This is a genomic window from Paenibacillus sp. MAHUQ-45 (assembly GCF_058133325.1).
Window position 1 is genome coordinate 1 of the sequence record NZ_JBYUPV010000008.1, and the last position, 20,042, is coordinate 20,042.

Here is a 20,042-nt window from a genome sequence, read left to right on the forward strand (position 1 = left end):
CACGATTATTAAGTTTACAAACAGTGTCGTCGGAGTGGAGAATTTATTTAGCTAAATTATGTATTTAAACTCATAATTTAGCTAATCAACAGGTCTAGCTTCAGGGCATGATTTCGGAAGAATTAACGTACCAAAATGCTCTTAATCTCTGCTAACCCTCTTGTTGCATCACATTTAAGGTACAAAAATGCCTTTATCTACACCTGACGCTACCCGGGGATCTCTGCCCCAGTGTTTAATTTTGTTTTTAATGTATTCCATATAGAATACTCACCTACTTAAGGGGCACCCGCAGGGGTGTTCCTTGAGTCTTTCATTACCCCATTTAGGCAGGAGGACGGCATCATGGCGGCACAACTGCCCGGCACTTTCACCCAGCGGATGAAGGAACTGCTGGGAACAGAATATCAGCAATTTGCAGACACCTACAAGGAGACTCCCTATGGAGGCATCCGGGTGAATACGCTAAAAATAACGGTGGAAGCCCTACGGGCGCTGTCACCACTTGGGCTTGAGCCTATCCCGTGGTGTCCTACGGGATTTTATACTGAAGAAGGGGCGCGGCCAGGCAAGCATCCGTATTATCATGCGGGCTTGTATTACATTCAGGAGCCTAGTGCAATGGCTCCTGTAGAACTACTGGGCGTAGAGCCCGGCGACCGTGTGCTGGACCTGTGCGCGGCTCCAGGCGGCAAATCCACCCAGATTGCCGCCAAGCTTCAGGGAGAGGGGCTCTTGATCAGTAATGATCTGCATGCTGAGCGGACAAAGGCACTCGCTAAAAATCTGGAGCTGTATGGCGTACGGAACGGGATCGTACTGAACGAGAGCCCAGACCGGATCGCGGCGGCATTCCCCGGCTTTTTTGACAAAATCCTGATCGATGCACCTTGCTCCGGAGAGGGAATGTTCCGCAAGGATGAGGACATGGTCCGCCAATGGGAGCCGGAGACACCGGTCAAATATGCGGACATGCAGCGGGAGATTCTAAACTCGGCTGCGCTGGCGCTAGCTCCGGGTGGCACGCTTGTCTACTCTACTTGTACCTTCTCTCCGGAGGAGAATGAAGGCAGCATCGCGACCTTCCTAGCGGCGCATTCGGAATTTTCGGTTGTGCCTGTGGGCGGAACAGGGTCGTTCGCGTCAGGACTCGGCGAGCTTGCCGGTACGGCAAGGCTGTGGCCGCACAAGGTGAAGGGCGAAGGCCACTTCATGGCCGTGTTGCGGCATGACGGCACCGCAAAGCCGGGTGCCGAAATCAGTGCGGCTGACGATGTAACGTTGTCAGCCGCGGCTCGGCCTAAGAAAGGCAAGGCCGAGTCTGGCAAGTCATCCGTGCGCCGTGCAGAGAACGGGCGCGGCAAGGGCGGGCGTCCACCGGGTCGAGACGGTGGACGTGGTGGTCAGGCCTCTGCTGAAGAGGCCGCGCTGTCTGCGTACCGCGACTGGGCTCGCGAGCAGCTAAGCCCGGAGCCAGAGGGTCACCCGGTGCTGTTCGGTGACCATTTGTACCTGTCGCCGCTTCCTCAGGCGGCGCTGAACGGGCTTAAGGCTGTTCGTCCCGGTTGGTACCTGGGACAAGTCCGCAATGGCCGGTTCATTCCCGGCCATCCACTGGCAACTGCACTGCGGGCTGAAGAAAGCAGCCGCAGTCTGTCATTGTCCAGTGCTAGCGGTGAGGCAGTGTCTTACCTCAAGGGAGAGACTTTGGCGATCCCTGAGGAACGGCTTGTCGTTAAGCCTGGAAGCTCCTTGAAGGGTTATGTGCTGGTCTGTATCGACGGATACAGCGCCGGATGGGGCAAATGGCAGGATGGCATGCTGAAGAACGAATATCCCGCTGGATGGAGGTGGACGTAAGATGGGAGCTTCAGGCAATAGTAGCAAGAAGCAACGGTTGGATAAAGTGTTGTCCCACATCGGAGCCGGTTCACGCAGCGAGATTCGCAAGCAGGCCAAGCAGGGCCTCATTACAGTGAACGGTACCGTAGTCAAGGACAGCGGTATTCATGTCGACCCCAACCAGGATATCATAGAAATTGGCGGCCAACGTTTTACGTACCGCGAACATATATATCTTATGATGAATAAACCTCCCGGTGTTCTCTCGGCAACCGAGGACCGCCGGGATCGGACTGTAATCGATTTACTGGACCCGGAATACGCGCATTTTGAACCGTTTCCGGTCGGTCGGCTGGACAAGGATACAGTAGGGCTGCTTCTGCTCACAAACGACGGCAAGCTCGCCCACGAACTGTTATCCCCACGCAAACATGTGCCCAAGACTTATGAAGCTACCGTCGAGGGTGAGGTGGATGCTGCCGATGTGGCGGCTTTTGCGGCAGGTGTGGAGCTTGAAGATGGGTATGTGACTCTACCTGCGCAGTTGACGATCCTTAGCCGGGAGCGCGGCAGCAAAGTCATCTCGCAGATTTCCCTTACCATCACCGAAGGAAAATTCCATCAGGTCAAACGGATGTTTCAAGCAGTTGGCAAAAAGGTAGTCTTCCTGAAACGAGTTTCTATGGGCGGTCTGAAGCTGGACGAAAGCCTGCCTCAGGGTGCCTTCCGCGAACTGACAGCTGAGGAGCTACGTTTGTTGGATGAGGGTAGAGAAGGTTAAGGGCGGAATGGTCAGTCTAAAGCTGGATGTACGTCTGTCGCAGGGTGCCTGCCGCGAACTGACAGCCGCGAACTGACAGCTGAGGAGCTACGTCTGTTGGATACGGGGAGAGAAGGTTAAAGGCGTATATGGTCGGTCTGAAGCTGGATGTACGTCTGCCGCTGGGTGCCTGCCACGAACTGACAGCTGAGGAGCTACGTCTGTTGGATGAGAGTAGAGACGGATATGGACCGGCGGGAGGCCTGTTGCTTAAGATCGGTGACCTAGTAGCAGTTTGGTGATTGGACTATAGTTTGGGACCGAGCTGTAATTCGATGATTCAGTGATAGTTCGATGAGCAAGCTATAATTTGGTGATTAAGCTGTAGTTTGATGACCAAGCTGTCTTTGCCGAAGGAAGTAACCGAAATTAAAGGCAATTTGGTACCTTAATTGCACTGAATCAACCATGAAAGAGTGATTAAAGGCAATTTTGCACACTAAATTCTTCCTTTCGCTGCTGAAATGGCATATTCACGAAAAATAAGGTGCAATAATGCTCTTATTCCTTGACTCATCGGATAATTCTGTAAATTAAGGTGCAAAATTGCCCCTATTTTAAAACCTTCTATAGTTGCTGCAGTGATCATTGTATTTGAACCGCGGTTAGCACCCAAATGTTTACAAAATACTGGGGCAAACTTAGGCAATGTAGCAATAGAAAGCGCCAACGAAGTTGGCCCGTTCGAGAAGCAACAGACGTAACAAGTGTAACTCAGGCAATGTACGCAGCCCCCGGAAATGTCAACGAAGTTGGTCCGTCGAGAAGCAACGGACGTAACAAGTGCAACTCAGCAATGTACGCAGCTAAAGGAAGCATCAACGAAGCTGGCTCGTCCGAGAAGTAGTGACGTAACAGATGAGACTCAAGCGACTCATGTAGTCACAGGAAACGTCAACGATAGAGGCTCATCTTAGAAGTAACTGGGCACACATGCAACTGACGTTAGCACACGGAACTCATGTAGATATAGAACGCGCTAACGAAGGTGATTCTTCCCAGATGTAATCTAAGCGTTTCATACCAGCACATAAATAATGAGCCTCGCCAAGCAGATAACAAACAAAGACAGACAAGGATGGTGGAGTATGAAATACAAACTGATTGCGCTGGATGTCGATGGTACACTGCTCAATGATGATCATCAATTAAGTGAAGAGAACATGCAAGCCGTTGCTGAGGTAACACGACTAGGTGGCCAAATTGTATTATGTACAGGCCGCAGCCCGCAGAATTCGATTCCTTTTATGCAGGAGATGGGATTGTCGGGATATGTTCTGGGCCATAACGGCGCAGCCACGGTACGAGTAGAGAACCGGGAAGTGTTGCATCAATACGGATTAGACGCGCGCGGGTTAGATCCTTATATCGAATATTGCCGCGAGCGTGGGATGCATTTTGATATCAATACGGCTTTTGATATGTATGTAGACAACGTGGAGAACCTGTCCAAAGAGGCTAATCATATGTATGAGAATTTTCAGATTGTACCAGCCTCGCTACCGGCTTGGGAAGATTTCCGGGAGCCGATTGTAAAGTTCACTGTGTTCTCGCAGCCGGATATTTTGGATGAAGCAGAACGGGTATGGGGCACATGGACACAGCAATATAACATTTTGCGCAGCGGGGAATTTTTTATTGATTTTATGAATCCTGAAGCATCCAAAGGCAACGCGCTGAAAAACCTAGCTGCGGATCTCGGCGTTCCTCGGGAGGAAATTCTGTCGATTGGCAACTATTATAATGATATTTCCATGCTAACATATGCCGGTCTGGGCGTGGCGATGGATAATTCACCGGTTGAAGTCAAAGCGGCCGCCGATGCCATTACCGGTACAAATAATGAACATGGCGTACGTGATGCGCTCGTAAAATACTGCTTGTCCTAAGTGACGAGTGGAACGGACGAGACATACTAAAGCGTTAGGTATAAAAGACTGTAGACACTGAGCAGCCGTTAAAGGCGTTGCGTGTTTACAGTCTTTTTTGCAGAGTAAGCAATTCTTTGGCTGAACGGGACGAAGCGGGCGGATCAACGGAATGACACAGGTCTTTTTTGCAGAGTAAGCAATTCTTTGGCTGAACGGGACGAAGCAGGCGGATCAACGGAATGGCACAGGTCTTTTTTGCAGAGTAAGCAATTCTTTGGTTGAACGGGACGAAGCAGGCGGGTCAACGGAATGGCACAGGTCTTTTTTTGAAGAATACGCAATTCTTTGGCTGAGCAGCGTCCCCATCTGATCGTTAAGGTATATTCACATTCGGATCCCATTTAAAGATTGCATTGAATAGTAATTATTTATAAAATTAAATTTAGTGTGTATATTATTGGGCAATTATGGAACTGTGAAAATGAAGGCAGGAGAGAGGAGGATCAGGGGATGAGTCTTTTGGAGGCGCTAATCGGGCAAGCCCAATACCCGAAAGGGTTGGTCGGCGATGTGATGCTGAAGATTATGAACAAGGCCCATTCGTCGATGATTTCCTGGGCTTTTCACGGGATTGCGATAAAAGAAGATGCCATTATGCTGGACATTGGCTGCGGTGGAGGTCAGACCATACATAGATTTGCGAAAAAATATAAACTTGCCAGGATTTACGGCGTCGATATTTCTCCGCAATCTGTAGAAACTTCAACATACAAAAATCGGGTGGCTGTGGCAAGCGGCAGGGTCAGCATCAGTACAGGGCAGGTCTCAGCATTACCTTTTCATGAGGATACCTTTGATTTGATCACAGCTGTACAGACCCATTATTTCTGGCCAGATCTGATAAATGATGTACAAGAGGTCTTCAGGGTGCTGAGGCCCAAGGGAACCTTTATCATAGTCTCTGAAATTTACAAAATCAATTACCATATGCATTCATTTACTCAAAATGAAGAAATAGAGCAGTTATTCCGGCAGGTCGGGTTCAAAACAGTGAGGATCCAAAAGAACCGCAGCTGGCGATGTTATGTAGGGACAAAATAATCTAAGGTCAGTCCATATGGGAACAAAACAATCTAAAGGCAGGTCTGGGTAGGAACAAAACAATCTAAAGTCAGGAGTAGGTAGGAACAAAATAATCTAAGGTCAGGTCTATAAGTAGGAACAGAATAATCTAAGGTAGGGTCTAAGTAGGAACAGAATAATCTAAGGTAGGGTCTAAGTAGGAACAGAATAATCTAAGGTAGGGTCTAGATAGGAACAGAATAATCTAAGGTAGGGTCCATGCAGGAACAGAATAATCTAAGGTAGGGTCTAAGTGGGAACAAAATAAGCTACGGCCAGGTCATTGTAGAACAAAATTATCTGAGGTCTGTGTAGATCGCACTAAACATTAAAACAGCCGCACCGTCCTCAATTGGACAGCACAGCTGCTTGTCATGTATATGCTTTTTGTCAGTAAATCTTAGATGAAAAACGAACGGGAAATGATAACAAGCAGGATGAAAAGGACCAAAATCGCTGTTGTCGAAGTGAAACCGCCGTAACCTGCACCCACTAATGATTCCTCCCTTAGGTCTGATCTTCTTCCCAATACCGATGCTATAAGTCGGTGTGTTTGGGATAATGACATCATATGCCGAGGGGGACTTCATGAACTGGTCACAAGCCCATTGCTTGTCAAGATAGGCTACAGGCTGCGGAGACCTTTGGGAAAATGGTTCTTAAGCTGTCCTGAGCTGGCTTTGCCCCAGCTGACCGGGAGGCCGTCTACTGTAACCAGTGTCCAACCGTGTAGTCCAGCAGGGACAGACAAGCTTTCACCACGTAGCCAGGCATTGGTCTCTGGCCCGTCCGCAGTCAAGTTATAACTACGTGCAGCCTGTCCTTGCTGCAGAGACATGGCTAGTGCATGGGCCGGCTCGATCCGGTTTTTCTTCATGTGGGCAACATGCAGTCCAGCTCGGGGGATTCTCAATCCATCAAGCAGTCCTGGATGCATTACGTCATTGAAGGATTCGGGTAATAGATATAGTGATTCACCGAAGAGCAGGGGAACGCCCTGAACATTAAATCCGGGCAGTTCTGACTCCGCCCAAGTCTTAAACTGCTCCAAGGCTGCTTTGACCGAGGTTGCGATTCCCGGACCCCTCTTGTTGTTTCCGCTGTTGCGTTTATTACGCTTAGGCTCCGCTGCTAATGCTGCATCGTCATCATCTTCCTGCTTCCGCAGGAGTGCCACGAAATGTCCCTCGCCTTTTTCCAAATGCGGCCATAGCCGCTTGCTGGATATCAGTTCCATATCGGGGTAACTGTCCAGGATGTGCTCGATGGTGTCCTCATTTTCCTTGCGATTAAAAGTGCAAGTGGAGTAAGCTATGTAGCCGCCGGGCTTAAGCATAGTATAGGCTTCCTGCAGAATATCCCATTGTCTGGAGGCACACATCTCGACATGATCTGGCGACCACTCCGCAATAGCTCCGGCATCCTTGCGGAACATGCCTTCGCCGGAGCAGGGAGCATCCAGCATAATCCGGTCGAAGGTCTTCGGGAAGCGCCGTGCTAATTCTTCCGGGGAAGCGTTAGTGACGAGTGCGTGTGCAATACCGAGACGTTCCACATTTTCGGCCAGAATTTTGGCCCGTTCAGGGTGAATCTCATTGGAGACTAGCAGGCCTCGGCCCTGCATCAGGGCAGCGATATGGGTAGTCTTGCCCCCGGGTGCTGCCGCAAGATCCAATACAGTCTCCCCTGGGCGTGGAGCCAGCAATTCGGCGGCGGACATTGCCGATGGTTCTTGAATATAATATAGCCCGGCAGCATGGTAGGGATGTTTGCCCGGACGTGACGGATCTTCGTAATAGAATCCTTCAGGGCACCAGGGCACTGGCTCCAGTCCAAACATGGAGACCGTGTTCTCTGCGGCGCTTAAGCCCGCGGATGTCCCACTTTTAAGCCGGTTGAATCTCAAACCCTGGCTGCGTGGTGCTGTGTAGCTTTTCAGAAAAGCGTCCGCCTCTTGTCCCAGCATGTCTCTCATGATTGTGGTAAAAGCGGAGGGCAGCCGTTCTTCCATCATACGTCATTCTCCTTTTTGTCAGTTGCTGTTTCATGATGATACCGATAAAATCAAAGTATGAATAATTAAACCTCCCCAGAAATGATGTCCTCATCTGGAAAGTGTACATATGAATAACTATATCACAATTGCCAGGTCTCACCGTAATCAGGGCAATAGTAAAGGGGATAGACCTATGAAATTGCTGCAAGCGCTCTTCTTTCCGCCGGAGCAGCCCGGCGGGGTATCTTCCATGATTCCTTATCTGCAGGAAAGGTTTCGCTCGAGCCGCTGGGAGATGGACTTGTTCTGGCTGCCCAAGCGGATACGCGGAAAAGGACATGAGGAAGTTGTGTTCGAAACCTTCGATTGGACACAATATGGCGAAAGTCAGATTGTGCAAAAATATATCCAAACCTATCGTGATTATTTATGGTGGACCAAGCTTCGTCTAAGCAAAAAATTTGATCTCATTCATGCGCATCATCCTATAGCGGGGCTGGCGATGAAGCAGGTCTATCCGGATGTTCCGTTAATCCAGACCCTGCACTCCAGTTATGAGCGGGAGTTGATCCTGAACGGAATCATTGCCGAGGGCGGGCTGGAGCATCAGTTTCTGGTGTCCATATATCGTGAGTTGGAGCATGTCAGTGAACGTCTCATGACGGTATCGCGCTCCTTCGCGGATTACCTGTCGCCGTATTTGGAAGAACCTGCCCGCGTCGGGGTGATTCCCAACGGGTTCGATGAGAAGCGATTCAAGCCGGTACCGCATGATAATAATATTCCCCAATTAGTTACTGTCACCCGTCTGGTGCCAGCCAAAGGGATTGATACGCTATTTCTGGCATGTGCGGAGCTGAAGAAACGTGGTCACGAGTATGTACTGCATATCATCGGCGATGGTCCCTCCCGGTTTGAGCTTGAAAAGCTGGCGCAGGAACTTGGCATCTACAATGAAACGATTTTTTATGGGTACACGCTTCATCCAGAGGAATTTATGCCTTTCTTTGATATCTTTGTCCTGCCATCCCGCGCGGAGGCCTTCGGCTCTGTCTTTGCGGAAGCTGCGCTAAGCTGTCTGGCTCTGGTCGGCACAAATGTGGGCGGTATCCCGGAACAGATTGAGGATGGTGTGAATGGACTGCTGGTCAACCCGGACGATGATATCGCACTGGCGGACGCTCTGGAGAAAGTAATTGCCGATCCGGCCTACCGCTATGAATTATCACGTTCTGCCTGGGATAAGGCTAAGAGCCTCTATTCTCTCACCCGAGTTGCTAATGAACTCAAAAAAACCTATTTGCAGCATCAACCCGGAAAGAAGGGCTGAGCATTATGATCCCTTTCCGGTTTCTGCATGCTGCGGATTTGCATCTGGATAGCCGTTTTGTCGGTCTGGCTCATCTGCCGGCTGCGGTCCGCTCTCATTTGCGAGAGTCCACCTTTGCCGCCCTCGGGCGGCTTATCAGTTTAGCGATTAAGGAAAATGTTGATTTTGTCGTCCTCAGCGGGGATATCTATGATATGTCGGATGCTTCGCTGCAAGGGCAGCTACGGTTCCAGGAAGCACTAAAAGAGCTAGGAGAGCAGGGAATCCCGGTATTTCTGATTCACGGAAACCATGATCCGCTGGATGGCCCGCGTCTGGCTGCCGAGCTGCCGGGACATGTAACGGTATTCGGAGGAGACGCGCCAGGATATGCCACAGCATATCGCCGCAAGGACGGACAAGAAGTCGCTATTGTAAGCGGTATATCCTATCCTACGGCCAAGGTTACTGAAAATACAGCGATGACGTTTCGCCGGAAGCCGGGCAGTGAGTTGTTTCATATTGCCTTGCTGCATGGGAATGTGGACGGCGATCTCCAGCATGAGACGTATTCTCCTTGCAGCCGTAAGGATCTGATTAGTCAGGGCTTTGACTATTGGGCGCTGGGCCATATTCATAAGCGCAGCATTTTATATGAAAAGCCTTATATCGTTTATCCAGGCAACATTCAAGGGCGTAGTGTCAAGGAGACCGGGCCAAAGGGCTGTTATGTAGTTGATGTGAGTGAGAATGGAGAAGCGATGCTGCATTTTCACGAGCTGGATGTCGTCCGCTGGCAGGTCGCAGAGCTGTCTATCGACGGCCTGGAACATGAAGCACAGTGGATCGAGTCGGTGGAACGGAGGATTGAAGATATCCGGGAGACGCACCATCATCTGATGACTGTTGTTCGCTTCCGTCTGACGGGCAGGGGCAACGTACACCGCCTGTTGTCAGAAAAAGGAGCAGCTGCGGATTTACTGAGCGAACTTCAGCGGCGTGAAGCACTCCGGGCAGAGCGTAAGGAATATGCCGGTCTGGTGTGGACGGAAGGATTTGCCGTGGAGTCGGGGCTTGCAGTAGACCGATCACGCTTGCTTCAAGAAGATAGCTTTCTGGGGGAAATGCTCCGACTAGCTGAAAAGGGTGAAGATGAAGGTTCCGGGGAAGAACTGGAGGATATGATTAGTAGCGCAATTGCGCCATTAATGGAGAACCGGGAACTGCGACGGCTATTGTCACAGGTCAGCAAAGAAGAAAAACTGGACTGGCTTAGAGGCGCGGCAGAGCTGGGCATTACGCTGCTGAGCGGACTGGAAGGTACCGGGGAGGCAAATGCTGACTTCCGGGAACAGCCTGACGGAGGGCAAAATGATGAAGATTGAGCAATTGCAGATCAGCGGCTTCGGACGGATTCAGGGCCGTGAGTTGACACTGAACGATGGTGTTACAGTGCTATATGGACAGAACGAAGCTGGGAAAAGCACGACCCTCCAGTTCATCCGTGCGATGCTGTACGGGATTCCCGGACGTAGCCATCCTACAGAACGTTATGAGCCTCTCCATGGCGGGGTCCATGGTGGAGTGCTGAAGGCGCGGGACCGTGAAGGCGGACTGTGGCAAATCCGCCGTTTTGCTGGCGGTGGAGAAGGACAAGGCCGGGGAGAGAAACTGAAAGTTACAGTGAATCGGGCAGACGGCATGGCCGAAGAGCTCGGTCAAGCAGAGCTGGAACGTCATCTGCTTGGCGGTGTCTCCCGCAGCATGTTCAGGCAGCTGTTCGCTGTATCTCTGGACGAGCTGCAGGAACTGGCTGCACTGCAATCGGATGAGATGAGTAGCTATTTGTTCCATGCCGGCATGGGCGGCGGTGGTGAAATTATGCGGGCAGAGCGTCGGCTGGTGCAGGAGGCTGAGAAGCTTTATAAGCCGCGGGGCAAGGTTCAGGAAGCGGCGAAGATTCTGCAATCGATCGAGAAGCTGGAGCAGCAGATGGCGGATAGCCGCTCGTATCTCCCGCGTTATAACGACAATACCTTTGCACTGGCGGAAACGGAAGCTGAGTTAGCTAAGCTGGAGGAACGCCGAGACAGCACGGGCGCCAGATTGATCATGCTGCGTAAGGCGCTGGAAATTCGCAATGTGTGGCTGCAATGGAGTGCTGCCCGGCTGGAGCTTGCCGGATTACCGCGAATTCAATCCTTTCCGGAGGAGGGGGCGGCTCGCCTTCAGGAGCTGGAAGCTGAGCTTCGAAGCGCCGCCGCAGCAGCAGCCCGGATCGAGCGGCTGCAAATGGAACTGACAGCAGAGCTGGAGCAGAACCGCCCGGACCTCGTGCTGGTGTCCCAAGGTCCGGCGCTGGAGCGGCTGGATCGTCGGCGCAGCATCTATGAGGACCGCCGGTTAGAGCGCCAGCGGCTTGCAGGGGAGATTAGCGGACTGTTGGGGCATGTACAGCGCATTTTGCGAAGCATTGACCCTGCTTGGACTACAGCGGAGCTGGCGACGTTCTCCGGTGCGGCGGGAGACCGGGAGGCGGCGCGGCGCTACGCTGCGGCGTTCGCGAGCTATGATCGCCGCATGGAAGCCCAGGGCGCAGCGCGACAAGCGCTGCGTTCCCGGCTTGCGGCTGCGGCGTCATCGCTGCAGGCCGCAGAGCGGGCCCTGGCGCGCGAGCAAGCGGCAGGCGCCGAAGTCTTCGCCGCGCTGCGCCCGGCCAGCGCGCGGGAGGTGCTGCAGCTCTGGGATGAGCTGCAGCAGGCCGCGGAGCGCTGGCGCGAGGCGAAGCTGCACGGGCTGCAAGATGGCGCGGGGAGTCATGAAGCCATGCGTACCCGCATGGCTTCGCTCTACCGGCGCCTGCTGCTCGCCGGCGCAGCGCTCACCGCGCTGCTGCCTGCGGCGCTGTGGCTGACCGGAGCACCGCCGGTCAGCGCCTGGATCGCGCTCGGCCTGCTGGCCGCAGCCGATCTAGCCCTGTGGGCCGGCCTCCGCGGAGCGGGCCGGCGAAAGGCATCCCCGCCAGGGTATGGCGGGGATGGCCAGGACGCAGCCGCCGAGATGCTGCGGCTGCGGGGGCTGCTGCTCTCCGGGGCGGAGCCGGAGAGCAACCCAGAGGGACGACCGCTGCGCAGGTCTTCCCCTCCCCCTGCCAGCCCTGACGCAGGCGGGCTGGAGGCGGGCATGAGGGAGCTGCGCAGGCTCATGGATGCCTGGACTTCTTGGCGGCAGAAAGTGGATCGCGCTAGTGATGAGCGCGAGGCCTGCCGCACAGAGATGGAGAGCCTTGCCGGGCAGGAGCAGGCGCTCGCCGCCGAGATGCGGCAGGAAGAAGCGGCCTTCACCGAGACGGCGAACCGCTATGATGCTTGGCTACGAAGCCACAAACTGCCTGAGGGTCTGTCACCGGAGGGTTTGCCGGAGATCTTCAGTGCTGTGGAGCAGGGGAATGAACTGCTTCAACAGGAGAGCAAGCTTTCTCAACGGCTTGCACAGCTGGAGGCGGAGTGCGTAGCTTTCGAGGATGAGGTATTGGCCCTCATGGTAGAAGCTGGGTCATCGGTAGACGAAGTCGCCGCATCTGCTTCTCAGCCCGAAGCCTCAGGATCGGGGAGTAGAGAGAGGGAAGAATTGGCTCGCATGATTCCCGGCTGGCTGGAAGCGAGGAAGCTCGCTTGGGACGGGCTCAAGGCAGAGCTGCTCAGTCTGGAAGGTCTAACTTCCAGACTGCGATCGGCGGAGGGAGAATATGAAGAGGCTCGCTTGCACTTGGAACGGCTGAATCAACGCCGCCAAAATCTTTTAGAGCAAGGGGGCGCTGCGGACAGCGAGGAATTTCTACGCCGCTCGGCGGCTGTTCAGCGCCGGGGGGAGCTAGAAGGGAACATTCGCCAATGGGAACTGGCCATGTTCGGCGGCTGGAGCCAGGAAGGGACAAAGGGATTGCTTACCCTGCTGGATACGCTGGATGCTTCTGCGCTCGAGCAGGAACGGTCAGCTGTAGAAGAGCAGGCTGCTGCGGCAGAGGAAGAGCGCAGTAGTCTCCTCCAGCGGCGAGGCAAGCTGCTTCAGGAGAGGGAGTACCTGAAGGAGCGTTGTATGGAGGACACGGTCCTCCAGCAATTGGAGGAACAACGGTCCGCGCTCCGTCTCCTTGCAGGGCAGTATGCAGTGACCGCAATTACTGCGGAACTCATCGGCAGGACGCGGAGAATCTACGAGCAGGAGAAACAGCCGCAGGTGCTGCGGCTGGCCTCGGTCTATTTCAACAAGCTGACTGAAGGAGAGTACCTTAGAGTAGTAATGACACTGGGTCATAAAGAGCTCAAAGCGGAGCATCGGACAGCGGGGCTGCTGGACAGCGGACTGCTGAGCCGTGGAACTGCAGAGCAACTCTATCTGGCATTGCGGCTGGCACTGGCGGAGACGATGGCTCGTCAAGCCTGTCTTCCGTTACTGTTCGACGACCTCTTTGTTAACTTTGATGAACAGAGATTGCATGCTGCGCTCTCTTTACTTGGCGAGCTGTCGGCCACCCGACAAATCGTAATGATGACCTGTCACCGTCATGTCGCAGAGGCTGTGGGGAAGCTGATTCCTTCAGCTGCCGTTATTTCCGTGTAATTCGGGGAGCCGGTTTTAGCTTGGCTAAAGAAGCCTCATCTCTGCCAGATTCGGGCCGCGGCCCTTCTGGTGGTGGGGAGATGGGGGTGCGTATCAGCTTGAATCCCCATACAAGTGCTAGACCGCCGAAAATGGGATAGAACACTGACAAGAGAGAACTGAATCCGAACTGGCTAAAGAGGTAGCAGGTTAACATGAGCAAAGCGATAATAAGATCTTGGGATAAGGGTAGTCTCTGCTTTAGTTGCGCGGTAACACCGTAAATATCCGCTACGAATGTGCTGAAGATTTCAAGGAAAATTAGCAGCAGATAGATCGTTTGAACCACGGCCCCAAGCCGAAAAGCAATACTGCCCATTGGAATTTCATACTGCATGATCCCTGGCATTTGCGAACTCATGGCGAAATGTGCCGCCAGCAGTAACAGGCCTATTCCAGCCCCGCCTAGGATGCCGCCCCGCAGCAGTGCCTTTTCGTCATCTGTCTCTCGGGCAAGTGGTACAAGAACGGCCTGAGCCATTCCTAGATTGAAAGCCGTATACAGCAGTGGGGATAGCCAAGCAGAGAACGTGCTGGCGTCCGTCTGGAGAAACAAGAAATGTCCAGCGCCCGGCTGATGCACCGTATTAATTACAATAATCAGTGAAAGAGCGAGCATGAGCGGAACAACTGTACTGTTCATGTGGAGAATGCCAGAGATGCCCCGTGTCAGCAGCAGATAAGATCCTAGTATAGTGAGAATTAGTCCAGCCTGATAATGAAAGCCCAAATGTTCCTGAAAAATGGCCCCCGCGCCGGCAAGCATTATACTGTTTACGCCGATCAGAATCACCATGGTGAACAGACTGATAATACTGCCTGTCTGCTCGCCAAAGAGGTGCCTATTGAAATCCTCATAGGAATCCGCTCTAATCCGCCGGGCTAACAGCATCATTTTGGTGCCAAGCCAAATAAACAGTATAGCAGAGCACAGGATCGTAATCAGCGCCCAATGGCCGTAACGGGTAAAGAAGCGGAGGATTTCTTGCCCGGTGGCAAATCCGGCGCCTACGATAGTGCCAATATAAGTGAATGCGATCTGTAAGGTTCGAAGATGGGTTTTCACAGCTTTCCTCCTTGTTTTTGGGATCCTCTGTTAGGTGCTTGCTGGGTGTATCACAACAGAGGTGCCTTGTGTAGTGGCTATTTTGGAACGGTGATGGTGCAGCGGATTGCAGGATTGCCTTGTGTACTCTGTATAGTACAGGTTATGATGGGGAACAGAAGGACATGACTTCTAACGGATTCCTTTGTATGGATTACGCTGGAGGATATGGATTATATAAGTGTATTGGAGGTTCAAAGTCATGGAAGTGTTGAAAAAGCGGATTTTGGAGGAAGGTATCGTCGTTTCGGATCAAGTGCTTAAGCTGGATGCGCTATTGAATCATCAGGTAGATCCGGAGTTGACGATGGAGATGGGACGGGAGTTTGCCCGGAGATTTAGCGATAGCGGAATTACTCGTATAGTAACCGTGGAATCCTCCGGAATTGCCGTGGCATTTGCCACCGCCTTGGTTATGAATGTGCCGCTCGTCTTTGCACGTCGCAAAAAAACACTGCTGGCCGATCCCGATGCGCTGTGTGAGAGAGTCCCTTCGTTTACCAAGGGAATTGTTACCGACATTATGCTTTCCCGTCAATTTATTTCCCCAGAGGATAAGATTCTGTTTATTGATGATATTATCGCCAATGGAGATGCGGCGCGAGGGTTAATCAAAATTATTCAACGTTCCGGCGCAGAATTAGTCGGACTTGGAGTTGTTGTGGAGAAGTGCTTCCAGGCAGGAGCGCGCACCATCCGTGAACAGGGTATTACTCTGGAATCCCTAGTTCGGATCAGTTCCTTAAATGAAGGAACGGTTGTCTTCGAAGACTAGAAGGCAGTGGCAACAAAATACAAGCCTATTTTCCAAACATCTTCTTTTCACCCTATGGTTTTTCCTTTATAATAAAGCTTAGACATAGGAGAGGAGGCGTCACAATGGGGAAAGAACCGGTGACAGAGCAATTTTTTATTGATAAATTAACCGAGGCCAAGGAACACTTCGAGCGTGCACTGGATTGCAAACATACGGAGTTTGACGATCTGTACCCCTATATGATTGAACATCCTCAGTTTTTTTGGTACAAACGCTATGTAGCTTGGTCGGAGCTGTTGACCATTACAAGCTTGTGTGAAGAACTGACTTACGCCTGGAGAGAGAAGTTTACGGCGAATCAGGTAGAGTATTTGGAACAACGTGTGATGTCCGCTAAAGTTCTCGATTTTTGGTTTGAGAAGAATGAAGCGCTGATATAAGGAACAGACATAGGAATAACGAATTTGCGATTAAGAGACCCAGGTGAATTCTCATTTGGGTCTTTGTTATGACAGGAATTCGGATAAGCTATAGAGAGAAATTCAGATTAGCTATAGTAGAAGGGGGAACGAGCATGATTAGTGATGAAGAGCTAAATGCCTACCGTATCTCTGGTGAGAAAGTACGTGTGGTACGCGACGGCATTGCCAGTAACGATATTAGAGGAATCGTACTGGCGTGGGACGAGTCTCAAGTGATGATTCGCCGCCCCAACAGAAATGTGGTCAAGCTTGATCGGAATTACTTGATTCAGCCTGCCAAAGAACCGAGAAGAGATCCCGATAATATATAAAAATGCATAACCAAAACAGCTCCCTGACCATCATTCTGGCGGGGAGCTGTTCTGTGTTCCAGGGAGTTCCATGAAGGTTACTGAGGAATTCCATGAGATTATATAGATAATGCTAACTGCACCACACTTTCTTCTCGGGAAACAATGGGGGATTCTGTAGTTAGTCCGAGATAGGCACGCATACGTAGCATCATCTCTCTGCGAAAACCAGGCCAGAGGATATTCATCTCTCCGATATACCCTCTGCAATTGTATTGTGCTTCTACACCACGTTGGTCCTGGCGGACGGTGTTGATCTTCAAATGGCGTGAAGTCAGCTCACGATTAACCTCCTGCAGCATCATTGAGGCCTTCTTGGCCCCACCGGATACCAGCTCTACATAGAGCTGAGGTGTCTTGAATAGCCCGCTCTTGCCGATGACCCGGCAATCGCGTTCAAATACTTTATGGATAAATGTTAGCAGCAAGTAGCTTCTGACAAGGGACAGTTCATCTTTGGTTATTTCTTCGGTTAGATTGGAGTTGTTACTCTTAGTAGTCGCCATTATAAATCACCTCATTTATAGTATGCGAACCTTTGTTCTCATTATACATCTTTCCCGCTAATAAAAGCAATATTTATACAGAAAATGTTGGGTGACAACATTAATAAAAAAGTAGTTGACGATAATCCCATTCGCATGGTAAGATATCTCTTGTGTCCAAGAGAATGTGGACTTCATAATATGCGGTCGTGGCGGAATTGGCAGACGCGCACGGTTCAGGTCCGTGTGGTAGCAATACTGTGGAGGTTCGAGTCCTCTCGACCGCATTAATTAATCAATGAGCTCTTGAATTTGTCCTTGTGACAATTCAAGAGCTTTTTGCATAATCGAAACAACACAGATATAACAAAAATAAGGAGGAGTGGAAATGACTCCGCTTCAAGAACGCGAGGAAGAGCCGCACAATAAAGAACTACTCAGTCGCGTCTGGATCAGGTTGGATGATTGTTTCCGAGAAACGGAGCGTTCGACTTACCGTCTGTTGTACGAAACTTCTCCTACTTATGTACTTGTTGTTGCAGCAAAGCGACATGGCAATATCGTCATCGATGGCATGTTATACTCGCTATTCCCTCATACCGTTTATATCGTGATGCCGGGGCAGCGAGTGGAAACTACTTACGATTTAGATGGGGATCAAGTACTGTATTGGTTTCATGTAGAAACAGCTGCTCCCGAGAGATATGGTGCTCAGCAGGGACGGATACTGCCCGATTTGGCGCGGGTAAGCGTGAATGCAGACACATTGCTACAGTCTCTTTGTGAGAAAATAATCTTTCACTGGCATACTGACGATGTCGCGGACCGCTTTGTCAGTCAGGCGGGATTTCAGGAGCTCTTGCATCTGTTGTTCAAGAACCAAGGTCAACACGAGGCTGCACTGGATCGAGTACGAATGTATATAAATGGTCATTTTCGAGAAGGAATTACGGTCGATTATTTGTCTGAGCTTGCGGGTATGAGCCGGTATTATTTCATGCGATCATTCAAAGATCGATTTGGTCAAAGTGCCATGGATTATCTGACTGAGCTTCGCACAAATCAGGCTAAAAGCTTGCTGGACGAAGGGCAATCCCTGCAAAAAGTTGCGGAGGAGGTTGGTTACAGGGACCGGCAATATTTTAGCAGCCAGTTTAAAAAGCATGTTGGAATCTCCCCAACGATCTACATCGCGAATCGAACCAGCAAAGTAGCTGCATACAGCTGGCCTAATATCGGGCAACTGCTCACTTTGCAAATTATTCCATACGCTGCTCCAATCGACCAGACCTGGAGTGATGATTACCGCAAGAAATACCGCTTTGACATCAAGGTGCCTTTGGGGCATGACTACGAATTTAATAGAGAAGCCTTACGGCGGGCTGAGCCTGATCGGATTATTGCATTGGATGAAATGATTCCTGATGAAGAGAAAGAGAAGCTTCGGCAGATAGCACCTGTATTGTTCTTGCCCTGGCATTCCGTAAGCTGGAGAGAGCACTTGCAATGGATTGCAGAGTTTCTGGACCGGGATAAGGAAGCGGAGAGCTGGCTCGCCCGCTACGATAAGAAAGTTGAAGCCATCCGGGGGAAGATTCCTTTTTCAATCAGGCAAGGTGGTCTGCTTATTCTAAACATTCTGCCACGGGGATTTGAGGTTTGGGGAAAGCGCGCAGGTACAGTTTTGTACGACGATCTGCAGATCCATTGTGCAAGAGGTGTGGAACACATCGAATTTACTGAACAGGTTGAAGCAGGACAACTGGCGTCATTCGATGCGGATATGCTATTAGTTAACGTAATGAAGGATGGGCAGTCGCTAATGAATTGGGAACGTCTTCAGCGATCTGAGCTTTGGAGGAACCTGAAGGCCGTCAGGAAGGGGAACGTTTATCTGACCTCGGGACAAGCCTGGCTGGCTGAGCCGATTCTCGAGTATACAGCCAATCGGCATTATGATTTACTGCAGGAGCTCGAACAACTATTTTGTGCGCTTTAAGCCAAGAAAAGTCAGCATCTTTTCGTATTCCCGTCGTTCGTAGTGTGGTGTATAATGTCCTAGTCGATAATGATTATCAATATCATTTTCAATTACAGTGACGGAGGGAATACGATGCATCAAACAGAGAGAGCCAATGGCACAAGACGGGGTATCCATGGTGGCCAAAGAAGCTTTAGGAACATATCAGGGTTAATGATCATATTGTTGCTGACGGTATTGGTCAGCGCTTGTGGGAATAACACGAATACGGGAGCAAATGAGAAGGTAGCAGCCACTAAGGATGCTTCTGGTTCAGCACAGGGAAATAATTCTTCGCAGACGGAAGCCGCCGAGACATTAACGGTTAAACATGCTTATGGGGAGACCAAAGTTCCGGCGCACCCGAAGCGTATCGCTGTGATCGGGCTTGAAGATCTCGCGCTTTCATTGGGGCTTCCAATGGTTTATGCCTATGGATTCGACGGTTACTATTTGGAAGATCAGTTGAAGCAACAGGGAGTTCCAATGTCGGGCACCGCGGATATGAAGCCTAACCTGGAAGCGATCCTGGCGGCGCAGCCAGATCTTATTCTCATTCAACAATATTTTACCGATCAAAGCGGATACGATGAGCTTAGCAAAATTGCCCCGACAGTTTCTTATGCGCCAAATGATTGGAAAACCTCGATCACCGAGATCGGCAAAATAACTGGATTCGAGGATAAAGCACTGGCTGTGATTCAGGCCAATGAAGATAAAATCAAGCAAGCCAAGGAAACCATTATTTCGGCAGTTGGAGCTGATAAAACGGTAGTCTATATGCGTCCGTCAGACAAGGACCTGCAAGTCTTCTTCCCTAGCTTTGCACCTCTTGTCTACGAGAAGCTTGGGTTAAAGCCTGACGCCAGTATTGAAGAATTGAAGAAAGCTTCAACTGATGATTGGGGGATTACTACCTCGCTTGAGAAGTTGCCTTCCATAACCGCAGACTATGTGTTTGCCATGTATGGTGGCTCTATTAGCCCGAAAGAAGAATTTGAGAAAGCTGCTGCGGCCACAACAGAGATTGAGAAAATGAGTCTCTGGAAGGAGATACCGGCTGTCAAACAAAATCATGCATTTAAGGTATCGGCGAGAAGTTGGATGTCCAGTGGTCCAATTGCGGAAGGCAACGTCATTGATGATGTTGTAGCTGCGGTTACAGGCAGCAAGTAATAAGACCTAACTACACTAATAATAGCATCGAAAACCGTTTTATTA

The 20,042-nt window shown here is 51.0% G+C and carries 18 protein-coding genes and 1 tRNA gene; 14 read left to right on the plus strand and 5 right to left on the minus strand.

Annotated elements, in window-relative coordinates; translation table 11 throughout:
• The first annotated feature begins 345 nt into the window (after positions 1 to 345).
• The 3 genes from AC3Y23_RS17600 (at position 346) to AC3Y23_RS17610 (ending at position 2,904) form a co-directional block, all read left to right on the plus strand.
• Positions 346 to 1,860 carry an RsmB/NOP family class I SAM-dependent RNA methyltransferase gene (locus AC3Y23_RS17600; protein WP_379201276.1) on the plus strand — a complete coding sequence of 505 codons (1,515 nt, stop codon included), beginning with the start codon at positions 346 to 348 and terminating at the stop codon, positions 1,858 to 1,860.
• A gap of 1 nt (position 1,861) precedes the next feature.
• Positions 1,862 to 2,623 (plus strand): pseudouridine synthase, encoded by a 762-nt coding sequence (locus AC3Y23_RS17605; RefSeq protein ID WP_379201278.1) that lies wholly within the window; start codon positions 1,862 to 1,864, stop codon positions 2,621 to 2,623.
• A gap of 128 nt (positions 2,624 to 2,751) precedes the next feature.
• A complete protein-coding gene (locus AC3Y23_RS17610; RefSeq protein ID WP_379201280.1) occupies positions 2,752 to 2,904 on the plus strand; it encodes a hypothetical protein in 153 nt (50 codons plus the stop codon).
• Between the two features lie 197 nt (positions 2,905 to 3,101).
• Here the strand turns inward: AC3Y23_RS17610 and AC3Y23_RS17615 are convergent, their stop codons facing one another.
• Complete coding sequence (locus tag AC3Y23_RS17615; protein ID WP_379201282.1) at positions 3,102 to 3,311, minus strand: hypothetical protein; 210 nt, start codon at positions 3,309 to 3,311, stop codon at positions 3,102 to 3,104.
• Between the two features lie 439 nt (positions 3,312 to 3,750).
• Between AC3Y23_RS17615 and AC3Y23_RS17620 the strand changes: the two genes are divergently transcribed.
• Together AC3Y23_RS17620 and AC3Y23_RS17625 are read left to right on the plus strand one after the other, a co-directional pair.
• Complete coding sequence (locus AC3Y23_RS17620; protein WP_379201284.1) at positions 3,751 to 4,551, plus strand: Cof-type HAD-IIB family hydrolase; 801 nt, start codon at positions 3,751 to 3,753, stop codon at positions 4,549 to 4,551.
• A gap of 492 nt (positions 4,552 to 5,043) precedes the next feature.
• Entirely contained in the window at positions 5,044 to 5,634 is a 591-nt protein-coding gene (locus AC3Y23_RS17625; protein WP_379201286.1) for a class I SAM-dependent methyltransferase, read from the plus strand.
• Between the two features lie 421 nt (positions 5,635 to 6,055).
• Here the strand turns inward: AC3Y23_RS17625 and AC3Y23_RS17630 are convergent, their stop codons facing one another.
• On the minus strand, positions 6,056 to 6,148 hold the full coding sequence (locus tag AC3Y23_RS17630; RefSeq protein ID WP_379201288.1) for a YjcZ family sporulation protein: 93 nt from the start codon (positions 6,146 to 6,148) through the stop codon (positions 6,056 to 6,058).
• Between the two features lie 132 nt (positions 6,149 to 6,280).
• Positions 6,281 to 7,669, minus strand: a complete 1,389-nt coding sequence (locus tag AC3Y23_RS17635) for an RsmB/NOP family class I SAM-dependent RNA methyltransferase (protein WP_379201291.1) — start codon at positions 7,667 to 7,669, stop codon at positions 6,281 to 6,283.
• Positions 7,670 to 7,844: 175 nt separating this feature from the next.
• Between AC3Y23_RS17635 and AC3Y23_RS17640 the strand changes: the two genes are divergently transcribed.
• Genes AC3Y23_RS17640 through AC3Y23_RS17650 form a run of 3 tightly spaced genes read left to right on the plus strand, consistent with a single transcriptional unit; the run spans position 7,845 to position 13,583 of the window.
• Positions 7,845 to 8,981: a glycosyltransferase family 4 protein gene (locus tag AC3Y23_RS17640; protein WP_379201293.1), complete on the plus strand. Its 1,137-nt coding sequence runs from the start codon at positions 7,845 to 7,847 to the stop codon at positions 8,979 to 8,981.
• A gap of 5 nt (positions 8,982 to 8,986) precedes the next feature.
• Positions 8,987 to 10,345, plus strand: a complete 1,359-nt coding sequence (locus tag AC3Y23_RS17645; protein WP_379201295.1) for a metallophosphoesterase family protein — start codon at positions 8,987 to 8,989, stop codon at positions 10,343 to 10,345.
• A complete protein-coding gene (locus AC3Y23_RS17650) occupies positions 10,296 to 13,583 on the plus strand; it encodes an AAA family ATPase (RefSeq protein WP_379201297.1) in 3,288 nt (1,095 codons plus the stop codon). Before AC3Y23_RS17645 ends, AC3Y23_RS17650 begins: the two co-directional genes overlap by 50 nt.
• Here AC3Y23_RS17650 and AC3Y23_RS17655 read toward each other — a convergent pair.
• The gene (locus AC3Y23_RS17655) at positions 13,570 to 14,688 is read right to left on the minus strand and encodes a YkvI family membrane protein (RefSeq protein WP_379201299.1); all 1,119 of its coding nucleotides are present in this window, start codon (positions 14,686 to 14,688) and stop codon (positions 13,570 to 13,572) included. The genes AC3Y23_RS17650 and AC3Y23_RS17655 overlap by 14 nt on opposite strands.
• A 241-nt stretch (positions 14,689 to 14,929) precedes the next feature.
• Here AC3Y23_RS17655 and AC3Y23_RS17660 point away from each other — a divergent pair, with 241 nt between their 5' ends.
• The 3 genes from AC3Y23_RS17660 to AC3Y23_RS17670 all read left to right on the plus strand — a co-directional run bounded on the left by AC3Y23_RS17660 (position 14,930) and on the right by AC3Y23_RS17670 (position 16,277).
• Positions 14,930 to 15,502, plus strand: coding sequence for a xanthine phosphoribosyltransferase (locus AC3Y23_RS17660; protein ID WP_379201301.1), 573 nt, complete (start codon positions 14,930 to 14,932; stop codon positions 15,500 to 15,502).
• A 104-nt stretch (positions 15,503 to 15,606) separates the two neighbouring features.
• On the plus strand, positions 15,607 to 15,924 hold the full coding sequence (locus AC3Y23_RS17665) for a hypothetical protein (RefSeq protein WP_379201303.1): 318 nt from the start codon (positions 15,607 to 15,609) through the stop codon (positions 15,922 to 15,924).
• 134 nt (positions 15,925 to 16,058) lie between these two features.
• Positions 16,059 to 16,277: a hypothetical protein gene (locus AC3Y23_RS17670; protein ID WP_379201305.1), complete on the plus strand. Its 219-nt coding sequence runs from the start codon at positions 16,059 to 16,061 to the stop codon at positions 16,275 to 16,277.
• A 98-nt stretch (positions 16,278 to 16,375) separates the two neighbouring features.
• Here AC3Y23_RS17670 and AC3Y23_RS17675 read toward each other — a convergent pair whose 3' ends face one another.
• Complete coding sequence (locus tag AC3Y23_RS17675; RefSeq protein WP_379201307.1) at positions 16,376 to 16,822, minus strand: YhjD family protein; 447 nt, start codon at positions 16,820 to 16,822, stop codon at positions 16,376 to 16,378.
• Between the two features lie 182 nt (positions 16,823 to 17,004).
• Between AC3Y23_RS17675 and AC3Y23_RS17680 the strand changes: the two genes are divergently transcribed.
• The 3 genes from AC3Y23_RS17680 to AC3Y23_RS17690 all read left to right on the plus strand — a co-directional run bounded on the left by AC3Y23_RS17680 (position 17,005) and on the right by AC3Y23_RS17690 (position 19,997).
• Positions 17,005 to 17,088: transfer RNA gene (locus AC3Y23_RS17680), tRNA-Leu, on the plus strand.
• A 101-nt stretch (positions 17,089 to 17,189) separates the two neighbouring features.
• Positions 17,190 to 18,800: an AraC family transcriptional regulator gene (locus AC3Y23_RS17685; RefSeq protein ID WP_379201309.1), complete on the plus strand. Its 1,611-nt coding sequence runs from the start codon at positions 17,190 to 17,192 to the stop codon at positions 18,798 to 18,800.
• Between the two features lie 195 nt (positions 18,801 to 18,995).
• On the plus strand, positions 18,996 to 19,997 hold the full coding sequence (locus AC3Y23_RS17690; RefSeq protein ID WP_379201311.1) for an ABC transporter substrate-binding protein: 1,002 nt from the start codon (positions 18,996 to 18,998) through the stop codon (positions 19,995 to 19,997).
• Positions 19,998 to 20,042: the final 45 nt, after the last annotated feature.

Bases quoted from the DNA above. Each gene is read 5' to 3' on its own strand.
- AC3Y23_RS17600 (WP_379201276.1), top strand. From the start codon at position 346: ATGGCGGCACAACTGCCCGGCACTTTCACCCAGCGGATGAAGGAACTG.
- AC3Y23_RS17605 (WP_379201278.1), top strand. From the start codon at position 1,862: ATGGGAGCTTCAGGCAATAGTAGCAAGAAGCAACGGTTGGATAAAGTG.
- AC3Y23_RS17610 (WP_379201280.1), top strand. From the start codon at position 2,752: ATGGTCGGTCTGAAGCTGGATGTACGTCTGCCGCTGGGTGCCTGCCAC.
- AC3Y23_RS17620 (WP_379201284.1), top strand. From the start codon at position 3,751: ATGAAATACAAACTGATTGCGCTGGATGTCGATGGTACACTGCTCAAT.
- AC3Y23_RS17625 (WP_379201286.1), top strand. From the start codon at position 5,044: ATGAGTCTTTTGGAGGCGCTAATCGGGCAAGCCCAATACCCGAAAGGG.
- AC3Y23_RS17635 (WP_379201291.1), bottom strand. From the start codon at position 7,669: ATGATGGAAGAACGGCTGCCCTCCGCTTTTACCACAATCATGAGAGAC.
- AC3Y23_RS17640 (WP_379201293.1), top strand. From the start codon at position 7,845: ATGAAATTGCTGCAAGCGCTCTTCTTTCCGCCGGAGCAGCCCGGCGGG.
- AC3Y23_RS17645 (WP_379201295.1), top strand. From the start codon at position 8,987: ATGATCCCTTTCCGGTTTCTGCATGCTGCGGATTTGCATCTGGATAGC.
- AC3Y23_RS17650 (WP_379201297.1), top strand. From the start codon at position 10,296: ATGCTGACTTCCGGGAACAGCCTGACGGAGGGCAAAATGATGAAGATT.
- AC3Y23_RS17660 (WP_379201301.1), top strand. From the start codon at position 14,930: ATGGAAGTGTTGAAAAAGCGGATTTTGGAGGAAGGTATCGTCGTTTCG.
- AC3Y23_RS17665 (WP_379201303.1), top strand. From the start codon at position 15,607: ATGGGGAAAGAACCGGTGACAGAGCAATTTTTTATTGATAAATTAACC.
- AC3Y23_RS17670 (WP_379201305.1), top strand. From the start codon at position 16,059: ATGATTAGTGATGAAGAGCTAAATGCCTACCGTATCTCTGGTGAGAAA.
- AC3Y23_RS17675 (WP_379201307.1), bottom strand. From the start codon at position 16,822: ATGGCGACTACTAAGAGTAACAACTCCAATCTAACCGAAGAAATAACC.
- AC3Y23_RS17685 (WP_379201309.1), top strand. From the start codon at position 17,190: ATGACTCCGCTTCAAGAACGCGAGGAAGAGCCGCACAATAAAGAACTA.
- AC3Y23_RS17690 (WP_379201311.1), top strand. From the start codon at position 18,996: ATGATCATATTGTTGCTGACGGTATTGGTCAGCGCTTGTGGGAATAAC.